15 protein-coding genes are annotated in these 17,826 nt (G+C 59.2%); 12 read left to right on the top strand and 3 right to left on the bottom strand.

Annotated features, from left to right (window positions below; translation table 11 throughout):
* Positions 1 to 255 precede the first annotated feature (255 nt).
* From tal to ACJ8IP_RS15680, 3 genes are all read left to right on the top strand, one after another.
* A complete protein-coding gene (gene tal / locus ACJ8IP_RS15670) occupies positions 256 to 1,209 on the top strand; it encodes a transaldolase (RefSeq protein WP_004932982.1) in 954 nt (317 codons plus the stop codon).
* A 151-nt stretch (positions 1,210 to 1,360) separates the two neighbouring features.
* Positions 1,361 to 1,948, top strand: a complete 588-nt coding sequence (gene mog / locus ACJ8IP_RS15675) for a molybdopterin adenylyltransferase (RefSeq protein WP_015376607.1) — start codon at positions 1,361 to 1,363, stop codon at positions 1,946 to 1,948.
* 124 nt (positions 1,949 to 2,072) lie between these two features.
* Positions 2,073 to 3,380, top strand: coding sequence for an MFS transporter (locus ACJ8IP_RS15680; RefSeq protein WP_033641814.1), 1,308 nt, complete (start codon positions 2,073 to 2,075; stop codon positions 3,378 to 3,380).
* Positions 3,381 to 3,424: 44 nt separating this feature from the next.
* On the opposite strand, the gene satP is transcribed toward ACJ8IP_RS15680, so the two are convergent.
* A complete protein-coding gene (gene satP / locus ACJ8IP_RS15685) occupies positions 3,425 to 4,024 on the bottom strand; it encodes an acetate uptake transporter (RefSeq protein WP_033644189.1) in 600 nt (199 codons plus the stop codon).
* 325 nt (positions 4,025 to 4,349) lie between these two features.
* On the opposite strand from satP, the gene dnaK reads away from it, so the two are divergent.
* The 4 genes from dnaK (at position 4,350) to nhaR (ending at position 9,988) form a co-directional block, all read left to right on the top strand.
* Positions 4,350 to 6,263 carry a molecular chaperone DnaK gene (gene dnaK / locus ACJ8IP_RS15690; RefSeq protein ID WP_033641815.1) on the top strand — a complete coding sequence of 638 codons (1,914 nt, stop codon included), beginning with the start codon at positions 4,350 to 4,352 and terminating at the stop codon, positions 6,261 to 6,263.
* Between the two features lie 106 nt (positions 6,264 to 6,369).
* Positions 6,370 to 7,494, top strand: coding sequence for a molecular chaperone DnaJ (gene dnaJ, locus ACJ8IP_RS15695; RefSeq protein ID WP_004932969.1), 1,125 nt, complete (start codon positions 6,370 to 6,372; stop codon positions 7,492 to 7,494).
* A gap of 235 nt (positions 7,495 to 7,729) precedes the next feature.
* Positions 7,730 to 8,896 carry a Na+/H+ antiporter NhaA gene (gene nhaA / locus ACJ8IP_RS15700; RefSeq protein ID WP_033651695.1) on the top strand — a complete coding sequence of 389 codons (1,167 nt, stop codon included), beginning with the start codon at positions 7,730 to 7,732 and terminating at the stop codon, positions 8,894 to 8,896.
* A 192-nt stretch (positions 8,897 to 9,088) separates the two neighbouring features.
* A complete protein-coding gene (nhaR, locus tag ACJ8IP_RS15705; protein WP_004932962.1) occupies positions 9,089 to 9,988 on the top strand; it encodes a transcriptional activator NhaR in 900 nt (299 codons plus the stop codon).
* Positions 9,989 to 10,059: 71 nt separating this feature from the next.
* Here nhaR and rpsT read toward each other — a convergent pair whose 3' ends face one another.
* Entirely contained in the window at positions 10,060 to 10,323 is a 264-nt protein-coding gene (gene rpsT / locus ACJ8IP_RS15710) for a 30S ribosomal protein S20 (RefSeq protein ID WP_004932960.1), read from the bottom strand.
* 390 nt (positions 10,324 to 10,713) lie between these two features.
* Here rpsT and ribF point away from each other — a divergent pair, with 390 nt between their 5' ends.
* The 5 genes from ribF (at position 10,714) to ispH (ending at position 16,554) form a co-directional block, all read left to right on the top strand.
* A complete protein-coding gene (gene ribF / locus ACJ8IP_RS15715) occupies positions 10,714 to 11,652 on the top strand; it encodes a bifunctional riboflavin kinase/FAD synthetase (protein WP_033641228.1) in 939 nt (312 codons plus the stop codon).
* A gap of 156 nt (positions 11,653 to 11,808) precedes the next feature.
* On the top strand, positions 11,809 to 14,625 hold the full coding sequence (gene ileS / locus ACJ8IP_RS15720; RefSeq protein ID WP_033641818.1) for an isoleucine--tRNA ligase: 2,817 nt from the start codon (positions 11,809 to 11,811) through the stop codon (positions 14,623 to 14,625).
* 13 nt (positions 14,626 to 14,638) lie between these two features.
* A complete protein-coding gene (lspA, locus tag ACJ8IP_RS15725) occupies positions 14,639 to 15,148 on the top strand; it encodes a signal peptidase II (protein WP_025301524.1) in 510 nt (169 codons plus the stop codon).
* A gap of 1 nt (position 15,149) precedes the next feature.
* A complete protein-coding gene (gene fkpB / locus ACJ8IP_RS15730) occupies positions 15,150 to 15,620 on the top strand; it encodes an FKBP-type peptidyl-prolyl cis-trans isomerase (RefSeq protein ID WP_016929135.1) in 471 nt (156 codons plus the stop codon).
* Positions 15,601 to 16,554 carry a 4-hydroxy-3-methylbut-2-enyl diphosphate reductase gene (gene ispH / locus ACJ8IP_RS15735; protein WP_033641819.1) on the top strand — a complete coding sequence of 318 codons (954 nt, stop codon included), beginning with the start codon at positions 15,601 to 15,603 and terminating at the stop codon, positions 16,552 to 16,554. Before fkpB ends, ispH begins: the two co-directional genes overlap by 20 nt.
* 272 nt (positions 16,555 to 16,826) lie before the next feature.
* Here ispH and ACJ8IP_RS15740 read toward each other — a convergent pair whose 3' ends face one another.
* Complete coding sequence (locus ACJ8IP_RS15740; protein ID WP_033641820.1) at positions 16,827 to 17,753, bottom strand: LysR family transcriptional regulator; 927 nt, start codon at positions 17,751 to 17,753, stop codon at positions 16,827 to 16,829.
* Positions 17,754 to 17,826: the final 73 nt, after the last annotated feature.

The following is a 17,826-nucleotide window of genomic DNA, read 5'->3' on the forward strand; positions in this document are numbered from 1 at the left end:
AGATTGGCGGACGAATTGCATCAATTTTTTCGAATTTAACATAATTTATTCGGGCGATAGCACGTTATTGCCTTTCCATCCGCTCGGTAATGGCGAAAGATATCGGCGTAAACGGTTGCTCGCCCAAGGATAAAACAGATGCTTGCGCGCCGCGGTTTTCCAGCCTTGCGCCGGGCTTGGCGCATGTTATTATCAGGGCAGGGCATGGTTGAACAATGCCAAAAGTTCATGCACAAACGATGAGATAATGCCAACATGACCGACAAATTAACTTCCCTGCGCCAGCTGACTACAGTGGTTGCAGATACGGGTGATATCGCGGCAATGAAGCTGTATCAACCGCAGGACGCCACAACCAACCCTTCGCTGATCCTCAATGCAGCCCAAATTCCTGAATACCGCAAACTGATTGACGAAGCCATCGCCTGGGCGCGCGGCCAGAGCAGCGATCGCGAGCAGCAGATCGCCGACGCCGCCGACAAGCTGGCGGTCAACATCGGTCTGGAGATCCTCAAACTGGTTCCGGGCCGCATCTCCACCGAGGTTGACGCGCGTCTGTCTTACGACACCGTCGCCAGCGTGGCCAAGGCCAAGCGCCTGATCAAGCTGTACAACGAAGCCGGCATCAGCAACGATCGCATTCTGATCAAACTGGCCTCGACCTGGCAGGGCATCCGCGCGGCGGAGCAGTTGGAGAAAGAAGGCATCAACTGTAACCTGACGCTGCTGTTCTCCTTCGCTCAGGCTCGCGCCTGCGCCGAAGCCGGCGTTTACCTGATTTCGCCGTTCGTCGGCCGTATCCTCGATTGGTACAAAGCCAACGGCGACAAGAAAGAGTTCGCGCCGCACGAAGATCCGGGCGTGATCTCCGTGACCGAGATTTACCAGTACTACAAACAACACGGTTACAACACCGTGGTGATGGGCGCCAGCTTCCGCAACGTCGGCGAAATCATCGAGCTGGCCGGCTGCGACCGCCTGACCATCGCCCCTGCGCTGCTGAAAGAGCTGGCGGAGAGCGAAGGCGCGCTGGAGCGCAAACTGTCTTACACCGGTGAAGTGAAGGCGCGTCCTGCCGCACTGACCGAACCTGAGTTCTACTGGCAGCACAACCAGGATCCGATGGCGGTCGAGAAACTGACCGACGGCATCCGCAAGTTCGCCGTAGACCAGGGCAAACTGGAAAAAATGATCGCCGACCTGCTGTAATTCCCGCAGATCGCGCAGTAAAAAGGTGGCTCAGGCCACCTTTTTTTATGCCCGACGCTCCCGCCGGCGGGGGAAGCCCTTATACTCTCGGCAATGACAACAGAACGGGAGACGAACCCGTTCGGACCCCATCAGGCTGTAGAGGTTACGCATGGATATTTTACGTATTGGTTTGGTTTCCGTTTCTGACCGCGCTTCCGGCGGCGTTTACCAGGATAAAGGCATTCCGGCGCTGGAGGAGTGGCTGGCCGGCGCGCTGGCGACGCCGTTCAAGCTGGAAACCCGGCTGATCCCCGATGAGCAGACGCAAATTGAACAAACGCTGTGTGAGCTGGTGGACGAAATGGGCTGCCATCTGGTGCTGACCACCGGCGGCACCGGGCCGGCGCGTCGCGACGTCACCCCCGACGCCACGCTGGCGATCGCCGATCGCGTGATGCCCGGTTTCGGCGAGCAAATGCGTCAGATCAGCCTACACTATGTGCCAACGGCAATTCTTTCTCGCCAGGTGGGGGCGATCCGCAAGCAGGCGCTGATCATCAATCTGCCCGGCCAGCCAAAGTCGATCAAGGAAACGCTGGAAGGGGTGAAGGACGAGCAGGGCAATGCGGTGGTGCACGGCATCTTCGCCAGCGTGCCTTATTGCATTCAGTTGCTCGACGGGCCTTATGTCGAAACGCATGCCGCAGTGGTAGCAGCATTTCGGCCAAAGAGCGCGCGTCGCGAGATAAACCTCTAAATTTCAGCAATCTGCGAGATCGGCTTCAGCCCGTTTGGTGTGAAAATAATTTGCCGCTATAGTAAGGATTCTTTTACAGAAAGCCTGCGGCTTTTATTTTTACAGCCTTTACCGACGGTGCCCTATGCCTCACGACACTAATCGCCGGCTGAACCGGCAAGACTACAAAACGCTGACGTTGGCCGCGTTGGGCGGCGCGTTGGAGTTTTACGACTTCATCATCTTCGTATTCTTCGCCGCCGTGGTCGGCGATCTGTTCTTCCCGGCGGACATGCCGGAATGGCTGCGGCTGGTGCAAACCTTCGGCATTTTCGCCGCCGGCTATCTGGCCCGCCCGCTGGGCGGCATCGTGATGGCGCACTTCGGCGATCTGGTCGGCCGCAAAAAGATGTTTACCCTGAGCATTCTGCTGATGGCGTTGCCGACGCTGGCGATGGGCCTGCTGCCGACCTACGCCAGCATCGGCATCGCCGCGCCGCTGTTGCTGCTGCTGATGCGCGTGCTGCAGGGGGCGGCGATCGGCGGTGAGGTGCCGGGCGCCTGGGTCTTCGTCGCCGAACACGTGCCGCGCCGGCGCATCGGTTTCGCCTGCGGCACGCTGACCGCCGGGCTGACGGTGGGCATCCTGCTGGGATCGGTGGTGGCGACGGTGATCAACACCACGCTTAGCCCGCAGAGCATTGCCGGCGGCGGCTGGCGCATTCCATTCCTGCTGGGCGGCATGTTCGGCCTGGTGGCGATGTACCTGCGCCGCTGGCTGCAGGAAACGCCGATCTTCATCGAGATGCAGGCGCGCAAAGCGCTGGCCGAGGAGCTGCCGCTGAAATCGGTGGTGCTCAACCACAAACGGGAAGTGGCGGTGTCGATGCTGCTGACCTGGCTGCTCTCCGCCGGTATCGTGGTGGTGATCCTGATGACCCCGACCTATCTGCAAAAACAGTTCGGCATTGCGCCGGCTCTGACGCTGCAGGCCAACAGCATCGCCACCATCATGCTGATCGCCGGCTGCATCGTCGCCGGTTTGTCGGCCGATCGCTTCGGCGCCAGCAAAACGCTGGTGGTCGGCAGTTTGCTGCTGGCCGGCTGCAGCTGGCTGTTCTATCAGACGGTGGGCGTACGCCCGGAAATGCTGTTCGCCTGCTATGCGCTGGTGGGTTTCAGCGTAGGCGTGGTGGGGGCCGTGCCGTACGTGATGGTGCGGGCTTTCCCGGCGGAAGTGCGGTTTACCGGCATCTCGTTCTCATATAACGTCTCGTACGCTATTTTTGGCGGTTTAACCCCTATTTTTGTGACGCTGATCATGAAATTAACCCCGTTAGCGCCCGCTTACTATGTGCTGGCGCTGTCGCTTATCGGGCTGCTGCTCGGTGTCTACCTGCATCGCGACCTGAACAGCGAAGCCGGCGAGCGGCGAGCCGGTTCCTACAGCTAAAAAAAAGCCCTGCATTGCAGGGCTTTTTCGTCAGGGGCGGGCGATTACGCCGTGACCGGCGATGCCGCGACGCGGGCCGAGGCCGGTTCGCCAATCGGCAGCACGGTGCGGCCGTATTGCTCGTTGAGCACTTCGGCCATCGCCAGGTAGATGGCGCTGGCGCCGCAGATGATGCCCTCATAACCGGCGAAGGTCAGCAACGCGTGGTTGCCGGTGATGTTGCCGACGGCCAGCAGGGCGAACAGCAGCGTCAGGCTGGCGAACACGAACTGCAGCACGCGGTTGGCGCCGAGGGTGCCGAAGAACATGAACAGGGTGAAGACGCCCCACAGCGCCAGGTAGATGCCCAGCACGTGCGCCTCGGTGGCTTCCGCCAGGCCCAAACGCGGCAGCAGCAGCAGGCCGACCAGGCTCAGCCAGAAGCTGCCGTAGGCGGTGAATGCGGTCATGCCGAAGGTGTTGCCCTTCTTGTACTCCAGCAGGCCGGCCAGGATCTGGGCCAGGCCACCGAAGAAAATCCCCATGCTGATGATGGCGGAGTTCAGTGGGAAAAAGCCCGCGTTGTGCAGGTTCAGCAAGACGGTGGTCATCCCGAAGCCCATCAGGCCGAGAGGGCCGGGATTCGCCAACTTGTTGGTGTGCATAAGTCCTCTGCGATAACAGAAAATTAACGGAAACAGCGAAGTAAAATCATAAATGGTCTGAATGGCCAAAAAATCGAAGTTTTCCATCAGAGCGCGCGCATCATAATGATCCCCGCAGCCGGAAACAATGATCTGAATGACGATAAAAAAAGAAATTTTTTTTGCCTTGCCCCTTGATGCCGAGCTGGATGGCCCCATCTTATTTGCAACCGCAGCTGCTAACCGCGGGTCGCACTGAGATATCGGGCAGTTGAAAAGCAAAAAATCGCCCGCATATAGGTTAGCAACCTGACTGACTTATGAATTTTTTAGTGGAGACGTTTAGATGGGCAAAATTATTGGTATCGACCTGGGTACTACCAACTCTTGCGTAGCAATTATGGATGGTGCCAAGGCACGCGTGCTGGAAAACGCCGAGGGCGACCGCACCACTCCTTCTATTATCGCATATACCCAGGACGGTGAAACTCTGGTTGGCCAGCCGGCTAAGCGTCAGGCAGTGACCAACCCTGAAAACACCCTGTTCGCCATCAAGCGCCTGATCGGCCGCCGCTTCCAGGATGAAGAAGCGCAGCGCGACAAAGCGATCATGCCTTACAAAATCATCGAAGCCGACAACGGCGACGCCTGGCTGGAAGTGAAAGGCCAGAAAATGGCTCCGCCGCAGATCTCTGCGGAAGTGCTGAAGAAAATGAAGAAAACGGCGGAAGATTACCTGGGCGAACCGGTAACTGAAGCGGTTATCACCGTACCGGCTTACTTCAACGACGCCCAGCGTCAGGCGACTAAAGACGCCGGCCGCATCGCGGGTCTGGAAGTCAAGCGCATCATCAACGAACCGACCGCGGCGGCCCTGGCCTACGGCCTGGACAAAGAAGTTGGCAACCGCACCATCGCGGTTTATGACCTGGGAGGCGGTACCTTCGATATCTCCATCATCGAAATCGACGATGTTGACGGCGAAAAAACCTTCGAAGTGCTGGCGACCAACGGTGACACCCACCTGGGCGGCGAAGACTTCGACAGCCGTCTGATCAACTACCTGGTGGAAGAGTTCAAGAAAGATCAGGGCATCGATCTGCGCAACGATCCGCTGGCGATGCAGCGTCTGAAAGAAGCCGCCGAGAAAGCGAAGATTGAACTGTCTTCCGCTCAGCAGACCGACGTTAACCTGCCGTACATCACGGCAGACGCGACCGGTCCAAAACACATGAACATCAAAGTGACTCGCGCCAAACTCGAGTCGCTGGTTGAAGATTTGGTGGCGCGCTCCATCGAGCCGCTGAAAGTGGCGCTGAAAGACGCAGGCCTGTCGGTTTCCGACATCCAGGACGTGATCCTGGTGGGCGGCCAGACCCGTATGCCAATGGTGCAGAAGAAAGTCGCAGACTTCTTCGGTAAAGAGCCGCGTAAAGACGTGAACCCGGACGAAGCGGTTGCCGTGGGCGCTGCGGTACAGGGCGGCGTGTTGGCCGGTGATGTGAAAGACGTTCTGCTGCTGGACGTTACCCCGCTGTCGCTGGGTATCGAAACCATGGGCAGCGTGATGACGCCGCTGATCACCAAAAACACCACGATCCCGACCAAGCACAGCCAGGTGTTCTCTACTGCGGAAGACAACCAGTCTGCGGTCACCATCCACGTGCTGCAGGGTGAGCGTAAGCGCGCCAGCGATAACAAATCTCTGGGCCAGTTCAACCTGGACGGCATCCAGGCGGCACCGCGCGGCATGGCGCAGATCGAAGTCACCTTCGACATCGATGCCGACGGCATCCTGCACGTGTCTGCCAAAGACAAGAACACCGGTCGTGAGCAGAAGATCACCATCAAGGCGTCTTCTGGCCTGAACGAGGACGAAATCCAGAAAATGGTGCGCGACGCCGAGTTGAACGCTGAAGCTGACCGCAAGTTCGAAGAGCTGGTACAGACTCGCAACCAGGCGGATCACCTGATCCACGGCACGCGCAAACAGCTGGAAGAAGCGGGCGACAAACTGCCGGCGGAAGACAAGACGGCAATCGAAGCGGCGCTGAAAGATCTGGAAGCGGCAGTGAAAGGCGAAGACAAAGCCGAGATCGAAGCGAAGACCCAGGCGTTGGTGCAGGTTTCCGGCAAGCTGCTGGAAATGGCTCAGGCGCAGCAGGCTCAGCAGGGTGCTGACGCCGGCGCGGACAACGCGGCGCAGAAAGAAGACGACGTGGTTGACGCCGAGTTCGAAGAAGTTAAAGACAAAAAATAATCGCCCTTAAGCGGGCACGGGGCGGCCGAGATGCCGCTCCCGGAAACCAGCACGGGCGTCGAGGCAACTCTGCGCCCGTGCACGCATGTTAAGGGTAAGCGAAAGAATGGCGAAGAAAGACTATTACGAGATTCTCGGCGTCAGCAAGACGGCGGATGAACGTGAGATCAAAAAGGCGTACAAACGCCTGGCGATGAAATACCATCCTGACCGCAACCAGGAGCAAGACGCCGAAACCAAGTTTAAAGAAGTTAAAGAAGCTTACGAAGTCCTGACCGACGACCAGAAACGCGCGGCTTACGATCAGTACGGGCACGCGGCCTTTGAACAGGGCGGCATGGGCGGCGGCGGCTTTGGCGGCGGCGCCGACTTCAGCGATATCTTTGGCGACGTGTTTGGCGACATCTTCGGCGGAGGCCGCCGTCAGCGCGCCAGCCGCGGTTCCGATCTGCGCTATAACATGGAGCTGACCCTCGAGGAAGCGGTACGTGGCGTCACCAAAGAGATCCGCATCCCGACGCTGGAAGAGTGCGACGTCTGCCACGGCAGCGGCGCCAAGCCGGGCAGTTCGCCGGTCACCTGCCCAACCTGTCATGGTCAGGGCCAGGTGCAGATGCGTCAGGGCTTCTTCACCGTGCAGCAGGCGTGTCCGCATTGCCATGGCCGCGGTCAGATCATCAAAGATCCGTGCAACAAATGCCATGGCCACGGCCGGGTAGAAAAATCCAAAACGCTGTCGGTGAAAATTCCGGCCGGCGTGGATACCGGCGATCGCATCCGCCTGGCGGGTGAAGGCGAAGCCGGCGAGCACGGCGCACCGGCGGGCGATCTGTACGTTCAGGTGCAGGTGAAGGCGCACCCGATCTTCGAGCGTGAAGGCAACAACCTGTACTGCGAAGTGCCGATCAACTTTGCCATGGCGGCGCTGGGCGGCGAGATTGAAGTGCCGACGCTGGATGGCCGGGTGAAACTGAAGGTGCCTTCGGAGACCCAAACCGGCAAGCTGTTCCGCATGCGCGGCAAGGGCGTGAAATCGGTGCGCGGCGGCAGCCAGGGCGACCTGCTGTGCCGCGTGGTGGTGGAAACCCCGGTCAATCTGAACGACAAGCAGAAGCAGCTGTTGCGTGAGCTGGAAGAGAGCCTGGGCGGCCCGTCCGGCGACAAGAACAGCCCGCGTTCGAAGAGCTTCTTCGACGGGGTGAAAAAGTTCTTTGACGATCTGACTCGCTAACCTTCTGTTTCTGTTAGCTTATGCGCGAACCCCGGGCTTCTGTCCCGGGGTTTTTATTTGCGCGCCAAACCGCTAATCCCTTATATAAATGTGACTTATTCGTGCTTTTAATCGGTTTTTTCGAGTTGTTTAGCATTTATAAACTTATTTTTTCGAACTAAAACGCCCTCTATACTCACTTCATGACTGTGCTTCGCAGGGCGCTACGCCTTGCTCAGATTTGGAGAGACGTATTGTGACCAACATCATTCGTCAATTTTTACGTCAGGAAGCCGCGGGCGGCATCATCCTGATCGCGGCGGCGATCGTCGCCCTGATCATGGCCAACAGCCCGGCGCAGGGGATCTACCAGGCATTCCTTAACCTGCCGGTGATGGTGAAGGTAGCTTCGCTGGAGATCGCCAAGCCGCTGCTGCTGTGGATCAACGACGGGCTGATGGCCATCTTCTTCCTGGTGGTGGGGCTCGAGGTCAAGCGCGAGCTGATGCAAGGCTCACTGTCCGGGCGTGACAAGGCGGTGTTTCCGGCGATCGCCGCACTGGGCGGCATGCTGGCGCCGGCGCTGATTTACCTGTTGTTCAACGGCGCGGATGAAGTCACTCGCCAGGGTTGGGCGATCCCGGCCGCGACCGATATCGCCTTCGCGCTGGGCGTCATGGCCTTGCTGGGCAACCGCGTGCCGACCAGCCTGAAAGTGTTCCTGTTGGCGCTGGCGATCATCGACGACCTGGGCGTGATCATCATCATCGCGCTGTTTTACACCCACGAAGTGTCGATGATCGCGCTGGGGGTGGCGGCCGCGGCGACGGTGCTGCTGGCGGTGATGAACTGGCGCGGCGTGGGCAAAACTTCGCTGTATATGATGGTCGGCCTGGTGTTGTGGGTGGCGATCCTCAAGTCCGGGGTGCACGCGACGCTGGCCGGGGTGATCGTCGGCTTTATGATCCCGCTGAACGTCAAGAAGGGGCCATCGCCGTCGGAGACGTTGGAGCATGAGCTGCACCCGTGGGTGGCGTTCATGATCCTGCCGCTGTTCGCTTTCGCCAACGCCGGGGTCTCTCTGCAGGGCGTATCGCTGGAGGGATTGACCTCGCTGCTGCCGGTCGGGATTGCGGCCGGTCTGTTTATCGGCAAGCCGCTGGGGATTTTCCTCTTCAGCCTGCTGGCGGTGAAAATGGGCATCGCCCGCTTGCCTGAGGGGATCGGCTTCAAGCAGGTGTTTGCCGTTTCGGTGCTCTGTGGTATTGGTTTCACCATGTCGATTTTCATCGCCTCGCTGGCGTTCGGCGAGGCCGATGCGGCGCTCAGCACCTATTCCCGTCTGGGGATCCTGTTGGGCTCCACCGCCGCGGCGGTGGCGGGGTACGGATTACTGCGTCTGGCGTTGCCGCGCGTGCGTTAATCCTGTCGGTGCCCGGCAGGGGCGCACAATAAAATGGCTGGTCGGAGCTGTGCGGTATAAAATATGTGCAGCTTCGGCCGTTCTTCGTTGGGACTAATGGGGCTATACGTTGTCTGAAGCAGGGAAAGGAAGTTTGTCGCTCGTCACGGCACACCGTTTGCCGCTGCGAAACGTTGTTAAGGAGAGCCGCTCGTGAGGATGTCGCATATCAACTTTAATCACCTTTACTATTTCTGGCAGGTCTGCAAGGCCGGTTCCGTGGTCGGCGCCGCTGAAGCGTTGTTTCTGACGCCGCAGACCATCACCGGCCAGATCAAAGCGCTGGAAGAGCGGTTGGACGGCAAGCTGTTCAAGCGCCAGGGGCGCGGGTTGGTGCCTTCGGAGCTGGGGCAGCTGGTGTTCCGCTATGCCGACAAGATGTTCATGCTCAGCCAGGAAATGCTGGATATCGTCAACTACCGCAAAGAGTCCAACCTGCTGTTCGACGTCGGCGTGGCGGATGCGCTGTCGAAGCGGCTGGTCAGCCAGGTATTGGAAACGGCGGTGGTGGTGGACAACGAGCAGATCCACCTGCGTTGTTTTGAATCGACGCACGAGATGCTGCTGGAGCAGCTCAGCCAGCACAAGCTGGATATGATCCTGTCGGATTGCCCGGTGGACTCCAGCCAGCAGGAAGGGCTGTTCTCGCTGAAGCTGGGCGAGTGCGGCATCAGCTTCTTCTGCCGCCAGCCGGCGCCGGAGTTGCCGTTCCCGGCCTGCCTGGAGCAGCGTAAGTTGCTGATCCCCGGCCGCCGCTCGATGCTGGGGCGCAAGCTGCTTAACTGGTTCAATACGCAGGGCATTCAGGTGGAGATCCTGGGCGAGTTCGACGATGCGGCGCTGATGAAGGCCTTCGGCATGTACCACAACGCGATTTTCGTGGCGCCGACGCTGTATGCGCAGGATACCTACAACGATGACAACGTGGTGGAGATTGGGCGCATCGACAGCGTGCAGGAGGAGTATTACATCATCTTCGCCGAGCGCATGATCCAGCATCCGGCGGTGCAGCGGGTGTGCAACAAAGACTTCTCGGCGCTGTTTTCCTGCTAGCGGTTAACTGAACGCAGGGCGTAAAAAAACCGGCCTGAGCCGGTTTTTTTATCAAGCAGATAACGAAATGCTTATTGCATTGCGTTGATGCGTGCAGTCAGGTTTGACTTATGACGCGCTGCTTTGTTTTTGTGGATCAGGCCTTTAGCTGCCTGACGGTCCACCAGTGGCTGCATTACCAGGAATGCATTTTGTGCTGCTTCTTTGTCGCCAGCTGCGATAGCTGCGTCTACCTTCTTGATGAAGGTACGCACCATTGAGCGACGGCTTGCGTTATGCTTGCGGCGTTTCTCAGACTGTACGGCGCGTTTCTTAGCTGATTTGATATTAGCCAAGGTCCAACTCCCAAATATATTCTATTGAGGACAATTCAAAGGCCGAGGAATATGCCCTTTTAGCCTTCGTTTGTCAATGGATTTGTGCAAATAAGCGCCGTTTGTACAGGCGGCACTCGCTACGTTGTGATGGCGCAGGATTTTACCAGCTTCGCTCTTGGGAATACAGTGTTTCGCGAGAAAATTCGCCAATGATTTGCCGCGGCGGGCGCAAGCCGTTGGCCGCGGTCGAGAATCGGCCCGGCGGCGCGGGATAAACTGCGGTGAAGCCGTTTCATGCGCAGATTATCTCCGGTATGGTATGTCTATTACATAAAGGCACCAATCGCGGGTTAACCTTACCGGCTGTACAAGGTATAATCCGCCGATTTCCACTGTTTTGAGCCAGCTATGGAGCTAATTCGCGGCATTCACAATATCCGGGCGCGCCACCATGGTTGCGTGCTCACCATCGGCAACTTTGACGGCGTACACCGCGGTCATCAGGCGCTGCTGGAGCAGTTGAAGCAACAAGGGCAACGCCTCGGGCTGCCGGTGATGGTCATGATCTTTGAGCCGCAGCCGCTGGAGATGTTCGCCGCAGACAAGGCGCCGGCCCGTTTGACGCGCCTGCGCGATAAGGCCAACTATCTGGCGCAGGCGGGCGTTGATTACCTGCTGTGCGTCAAGTTCGATCCGCGTTTTGCCGCCAACACCGCGCAGGCGTTCGTCGCCGAGCTGCTGGTGGAGAAGCTCGGCGTCAAATTCCTGATGGTGGGGGATGATTTTCGCTTTGGCGCCGGGCGTCAGGGCGATTTTCCGCTATTGCAGCAGGCCGGAAAAGAGTACGGCTTCGACGTGGTCAGCACCCCGACCTTCCGCGAAGGCGACCGGCGCATCAGCAGTACGGCGATCCGCACTGCGCTGAGCGAGGACGATCTGCCGCTGGCGGAGACCCTGTTGGGCCACCCGTACAGCATCTCCGGGCGCGTGGTGCACGGCGATGAGCTGGGCCGCACCATCGGCTTCCCGACCGCCAACCTGCCGCTCAAGCGCTTGGTGGCGCCGGTGAAAGGGGTGTATGCGGTGGAGGTGTACGGCCTGGGGCCGAAGCCGCTGCCGGGCGTGGCCAACATCGGCACGCGCCCGACCGTCGCCGGCGTGCGCCAGCAGCTGGAAGTGCATCTGCTGGATGTCACAATGGATCTTTACGGGCGCCATATTGAGGTGGTGCTCCGCGCAAAATTACGCAATGAACAACGGTTTGCTTCGCTCGATGCCCTGAAGCAGCAAATCGCCAATGATGTGGTGACGGCCCGGAAGTTCTTCGGGTTAAAAACACTGGTTTAATCGTTTACCCTAAACAATTCGAGTTGCATCGCGGCGGCAACCGCGCGAACCCCGATGAGCTTGCACAGGCAAGTGATTCGGGTGAGAAAGGGCGGCCGACAAAGATGCAGCTTGAAGTGTGACGGGTAAATAGCCGAAAACGGAAACGAGAATCTCATGAGTGACTACAAGAATACCCTGAACTTGCCGGAAACAGGGTTCCCGATGCGCGGCGATCTCGCCAAGCGCGAGCCTGGCATGCTGCAACGTTGGTATGAACAGGATCTGTACGGGATTATTCGTACTGCCAAAAAGGGCAAAAAAACCTTCATTTTGCATGACGGCCCTCCGTATGCGAACGGCAGCATTCACATTGGTCACTCGGTTAACAAGATTCTCAAAGACATTATCATCAAGTCGAAAGGGATGGCCGGCTTCGACTCGCCTTATGTGCCGGGTTGGGATTGCCACGGCCTGCCTATCGAACTGAAGGTTGAGCAGCTGTACGGCAAACCGGGCGAGAAGCTGACGGCGGCCGAGTTCCGCCAGAAGTGCCGCGAATACGCGGCCGAGCAGGTTGAAGGTCAGAAGAAGGACTTCATCCGTCTGGGCGTGCTGGGCGACTGGGATCGTCCATACCTGACCATGGACTTCAAAACCGAAGCCAACATCATCCGCGCGCTGGGCAAGATCATCAGCAACGGCCACCTGCTGAAAGGCGCCAAGCCGGTTCACTGGTGCACCGACTGCGGCTCGTCGCTGGCGGAAGCGGAAGTGGAGTATTACGACAAGACTTCGCCGTCGATCGACGTGTCCTTCCATGCGGCCGACGCGGCTGCCGTGGCGGCCAAGTTCGGCGTGAGCCACTTCAACGGCGCCATCTCGCTGGTTATCTGGACCACCACGCCGTGGACCTTGCCGGCTAACCGCGCGATCTCTCTGCACCCGGACTTCACCTATCAACTGGTGCAGGTTGACGGCCAGTGCCTGATCCTGGCGGCCGAACTGGTGGAAAGCGTGATGAAACGCGCCGGCATCACCGAGTGGACGGTGCTGGGCAGCTGCAAAGGCGCCGATCTGGAGCTGCTGCGCTTCAAACACCCGTTCATGGACTTCGACGTGCCGGCAATCCTCGGCGAGCATGTGACCCTGGACGCCGGTACCGGTGCGGTGCACACAGCGCCGGGTCACGGCCCGGACGACTTCGTGATCGGCCAGAAATACGGCCTGGAAGTGGCCAACCCGGTAGGGCCGAACGGCTGCTACCTGACCGGCACCTACCCGCTGCTGGACGGCAAGTTCGTCTTCAAGGCCAACGATCTGATCGTCGATCTGCTGCGCGAGAAAGGCGCGCTGCTGCACGTCGAGAAGTTCCTGCACAGCTATCCGTGCTGCTGGCGCCACAAGACGCCAATCATCTTCCGCGCCACGCCGCAATGGTTCATCAGCATGGATCAGAAAGGCCTGCGTCAGCAGTCTCTGGAAGAGATCAAGGGCGTGCAGTGGATCCCGGATTGGGGCCAGGCGCGCATCGAAATGATGGTGGCCAACCGCCCGGACTGGTGCATCTCGCGTCAGCGCACCTGGGGCGTACCGATGTCGCTGTTCGTGCACAAAGAGACCGAGCAGCTGCACCCGCGCACCGTTGAGCTGATGGAAGAAGTGGCCAAGCGCGTCGAGCAAGACGGCATTCAGGCCTGGTGGGATCTGGACGCGGCCGACATCCTCGGCGCGGAAGCCGCCGACTACGTGAAAGTGCCGGATACGCTGGACGTGTGGTTCGATTCCGGTTCTACCCACGCCTCCGTTGTCGACGTGCGTCCTGAATTCAACGGCCACGGCGCCGACATGTATCTGGAAGGCTCCGACCAACACCGCGGCTGGTTCATGTCATCGCTGATGATTTCCACCGCGATGAAGGGCAAGGCGCCATACAAGGAAGTGCTGACCCACGGCTTCACCGTCGACGGCCAGGGCCGCAAGATGTCCAAGTCGATCGGCAACACCGTCAGCCCGCAGGACGTGATGAACAAGCTGGGCGGCGACATTCTGCGTCTGTGGGTGGCGTCGACCGATTACACCGGCGAGATCGCGGTGTCCGACGAGATCCTCAAGCGTTCCGCTGACTCTTACCGCCGCATCCGCAACACCGCGCGCTTCCTGCTGGCCAACCTGAACGGGTTCGAGCCAAGCACCGATTGCGTGGCGCCGGAAGACATGGTGGTGCTGGATCGCTGGGCGGTCGGCCGCGCGCTGGCGGCGCAGCAGGATATCGAGCAGGCTTATGCCAACTACGATTTCCACGAAGTGGTGCAGCGCCTGATGCAGTTCTGTTCGGTCGAGATGGGCTCCTTCTACCTGGATATCATCAAGGATCGTCAGTACACCGCCAAGAGCGACAGCGTCGCCCGCCGCAGCTGCCAGACCGCGCTGTATCACATCGTCGAAGCGCTGGTGCGCTGGATGGCGCCGATCATGTCGTTCACCGCAGACGAGATCTGGGGCTTCATGCCGGGCAAACGCGCGCAGTACGTGTTCACCGAAGAGTGGTACGACGGCCTGTTCGGGCTGGCGGAAGGCGAGCCGATGAACGACGCTTTCTGGGCTGAGCTGCTGAAAGTGCGCGGCGAAGTGAACAAGGTGCTGGAGCAGGCGCGTGCGGACAAACGCCTCGGCGGTTCGCTGGAAGCGGCGGTGACGCTGTATGCCGACAGCGAGTTGGCGGCGCGTCTGAACAGCCTGCAGGATGAGCTGCGCTTTGTGCTGCTGACCTCTGCGGCAAGCGTTGCGCCATTGGCGGAGGCGCCGGCCGACGCGCAGGCCTCCGAGCTGCTGAAAGGGCTGAAGATCGCCTTCAGCACGGCGCCAGGTGAGAAGTGCCCGCGCTGCTGGCATTACACCACCGATATCGGCCTGGTAGCGGAGCATGCAGACATCTGCGGCCGCTGTGTGAGCAACGTCGCCGGTGACGGCGAGAAGCGTAACTTTGCCTGAGAACTTGCGCCTGATGAGTAAACCAATTTGTTCGACCGGCCTGCGTTGGCTGTGGGTTGTAGTGGCGGTGCTGGCGCTGGATTTCGGCAGCAAACAGTGGATCCTCGCTAACTTTACGCTGGGCCAGTCCCAGCCGTTGATCCCGTCGTTCAACCTGTTTTACGCGCGCAACTACGGCGCCGCGTTCAGCTTCCTGGCCGATCACGGTGGTTGGCAACGCTGGTTCTTCGCCGGCATCGCCATCGCCATCGTCGCGGTGCTGCTGGTGATGATGTACCGCAGCGCGGCGCAGCAGAAGCTGAACAACATCGCCTACGCCTTTATCATCGGCGGGGCGTTGGGCAACCTGTTCGATCGCCTGTGGCACGGTTTCGTGGTCGATTTCATCGACTTTTACGTCGGTGACTGGCACTACCCGACCTTCAATCTGGCGGACAGCTTTATCTGCGTGGGCGCGGCGATGATCGTGCTGGAAGGTTTCCTGTCGCCGGCGAACAAAGGCGCAAAGAGCAAAGGTGAGTAATATGACGGCTCAGGTTATCAGTGACAGCGCGGTGCTGGTTCACTTTACGCTGAAACTGGAAGACGGTTCGACCGCCGAATCCACCCGCAGCAGCGGCAAACCGGCGCTGTTCCGCCTGGGTGACGGCAGCCTGTCGGCGCCGCTGGAAGAGCAGCTGCTCGGCCTGCGCGCGGGCGACAAGCGCGCCTTTACCCTGCAGCCGGAAGCGGCGTTCGGCGCGGAGAACCCGGATCTGGTCCAGTTCTTCTCGCGCCGCGACTTCGCGGAAACCGGCGTGCCGGACGTGGGCACTATCATGCTGTTTACCGCGATTGACGGCAGTGAAATGCCGGGCGTGGTGCGCGCGGTGGCGGAAGATTCGATCACCGTCGATTTCAACCATCCGCTGGCGGGCCATCCGGTGACCTTCGACATCGAAGTGCTGGAGATCGATCCGCAGCAGGAGGAGACGCATGCAAATATTGCTGGCTAACCCGCGCGGCTTCTGCGCCGGGGTTGATCGTGCGATCAGCATCGTGGAACGCGCGCTGGAGCTGTATGGCGCGCCGATCTATGTACGGCATGAAGTGGTGCACAACCGCTACGTGGTCGACAGCCTGCGTGAGCGTGGCGCCGTGTTTATCGAAGAGATCGCCGAAGTGCCGGACGGCTCTATCCTGATCTTCTCGGCGCACGGCGTGTCTCAAGCCGTGCGCGCCGAAGCCAAGGCGCGCGATCTGACCATGCTGTTCGACGCCACCTGTCCGCTGGTGACCAAGGTGCATATGGAAGTGGCGCGCGCCAGCCGCCGCGGCACCGAAGCGATTCTGATCGGCCATGCCGGGCACCCGGAGGTGGAAGGCACCATGGGCCAGTACAGCAACCCGCAGGGCGGCATGTACCTGGTCGAATCGCCGGAAGACGTGTGGAAGCTGCAGGTGAAAGACGAAAACAACCTGTGCTTCATGACGCAGACCACGCTGTCGGTTGATGATACCTCGGACGTGATCGATGCGCTGCGTCAGCGCTTCCCGAGCATTATCGGTCCGCGCAAGGATGACATTTGCTACGCCACCACCAACCGTCAGGAAGCGGTGCGTAACCTGGCCGGCGATGCGGACGTGGTGCTGGTGGTGGGGTCGAAGAACTCTTCCAACTCTAACCGTCTGGCCGAACTGGCGCAGCGCGTGGGCAAACCGGCTTATCTGATCGATTCGGCGGCGGATATTCAGGAAAGTTGGCTGAGCGAAGCGCGCAACATCGGCGTCACCGCCGGCGCTTCGGCGCCGGACGTGCTGGTGCAGGAGGTGATCTCTCGCCTGAAAGCGCTGGGCGGCGTCGACGTGCATGAAATCAGCGGGCGTGAAGAGAACATCGTGTTCGAAGTGCCGAAAGAGCTGCGCGTGGACGTCCGGCAGATTGACTGAGGGGCGTGAGCGAATGACAACGGGGAGCTTAGGCTTCCCGTTTTTTTTGGGAATGCCAACGGCATTAAAAATAAAATGCTGAGCATATTCAAATTTTCTGCTAACTAAAGCCAAATTTATTCTGAGTATTTGAAATAGCGGTGGCGTCATTAATTATATAGGCTGAATGAAGTCATTAAATAGAATATCATTAGGCTGCAATCTAAATAGGGCCTGGTGTCGTCAACGTGATTACAATAATTACAATAGTGGTCTTGCAGATGTTTCTTATTTTATTCTTGTCGAATCTGTTCTAGGTCGTTTAATCCTTTCTCCTTTAAATAGAGCTTCATATGCTCCAGCAATCGCCGGACTTTTAATGGCTGGATCTCCCGTCGCGGCATAATGGCATAGCAATTAATTTCCGGTAATCGCCAGTCGGGCAATATTTCAATCAGCTCGCCGCTGCGCAACTCTCGCTCGACGTTGGCGAAGAAATTGCGAATGATCCCTTTGCCGGTCAGCGCCAGCTCCTTCATCGCCATGCCGCTGTTGGTGAACAGTCGCCCGGTCATGCGCATGCGGTGCTCGCCGCCGTCGCGATGGATCAGGCGAACAAACTGCGGATTGCCGAGCGGCGTAAAGGTGACCCAGTGATGTTGCGTCAGCGCCTGCGGCGAATCCGGCACCCCGTAGTTCGCCAGGTAGGCCGGGGAGGCGCACAGCACTTCGCGGCAGCGCGCCAGCCGCGTGGAGACGTAGCTGGAGTCAGCGAGCGCGCCGCCGCGTATCGCCAGATCGATGCGTTGCGCGATGAGGTCTATTCTCTCATCGTGGATTTCCAACCGCAGCGTGATGCGCGGGTGTTCGTCGAGGAAGCTCTGCAGCGCCGGCACCAGATAATGGGTGGCGAATTCGGTCGAGGTGGCGACGCGCAGTTCACCGACCAGCTCGCCGCGCAGCGCGGCGATCCGCTGTTGCCCGCGCTCGGCGGCGTGGATCATCAGCAGACAATCTTCATAAAAGCACAATCCGGCTTCGGTCAGGCTCAATGAACGCGTCGATCGCAACAGTAATTGAATACCCAGATGTTCCTCCAGCTGGCGAATATGCTGGCTGACGGCCGATGTCGTCATGCCCAATTCTTTTGCCGCCATGCTGAATGCGCCACAATCGACCACTTTTGAGAAAATGGCCATGCGTTTTAAAATATTGCTCATAGTTTGTTAAGCACAACTTAACCTAGATTGTGAGTTATACGGGCTAATAATATAGCACCATCTTTCCTATATT

It is taken from the genome of Serratia sp. CY52157 (genome assembly GCF_052168495.1).
Taxonomy (GTDB): domain Bacteria; phylum Pseudomonadota; class Gammaproteobacteria; order Enterobacterales; family Enterobacteriaceae; genus Serratia; species Serratia ureilytica.

Excerpts from the sequence above, each read along its gene's own strand:
- ACJ8IP_RS15680 (WP_033641814.1), top strand. The coding sequence starts at position 2,073 with ATGCCTCACGACACTAATCGCCGGCTGAACCGGCAAGACTACAAAACG.
- lspA (WP_025301524.1), top strand. The coding sequence starts at position 14,639 with ATGAGTAAACCAATTTGTTCGACCGGCCTGCGTTGGCTGTGGGTTGTA.
- dnaK (WP_033641815.1), top strand. The coding sequence starts at position 4,350 with ATGGGCAAAATTATTGGTATCGACCTGGGTACTACCAACTCTTGCGTA.
- mog (WP_015376607.1), top strand. The coding sequence starts at position 1,361 with ATGGATATTTTACGTATTGGTTTGGTTTCCGTTTCTGACCGCGCTTCC.
- ACJ8IP_RS15740 (WP_033641820.1), bottom strand. The coding sequence starts at position 17,753 with ATGAGCAATATTTTAAAACGCATGGCCATTTTCTCAAAAGTGGTCGAT.
- ribF (WP_033641228.1), top strand. The coding sequence starts at position 10,714 with ATGGAGCTAATTCGCGGCATTCACAATATCCGGGCGCGCCACCATGGT.
- ileS (WP_033641818.1), top strand. The coding sequence starts at position 11,809 with ATGAGTGACTACAAGAATACCCTGAACTTGCCGGAAACAGGGTTCCCG.
- ispH (WP_033641819.1), top strand. The coding sequence starts at position 15,601 with ATGCAAATATTGCTGGCTAACCCGCGCGGCTTCTGCGCCGGGGTTGAT.
- fkpB (WP_016929135.1), top strand. The coding sequence starts at position 15,150 with ATGACGGCTCAGGTTATCAGTGACAGCGCGGTGCTGGTTCACTTTACG.
- satP (WP_033644189.1), bottom strand. The coding sequence starts at position 4,024 with ATGCACACCAACAAGTTGGCGAATCCCGGCCCTCTCGGCCTGATGGGC.
- dnaJ (WP_004932969.1), top strand. The coding sequence starts at position 6,370 with ATGGCGAAGAAAGACTATTACGAGATTCTCGGCGTCAGCAAGACGGCG.
- tal (WP_004932982.1), top strand. The coding sequence starts at position 256 with ATGACCGACAAATTAACTTCCCTGCGCCAGCTGACTACAGTGGTTGCA.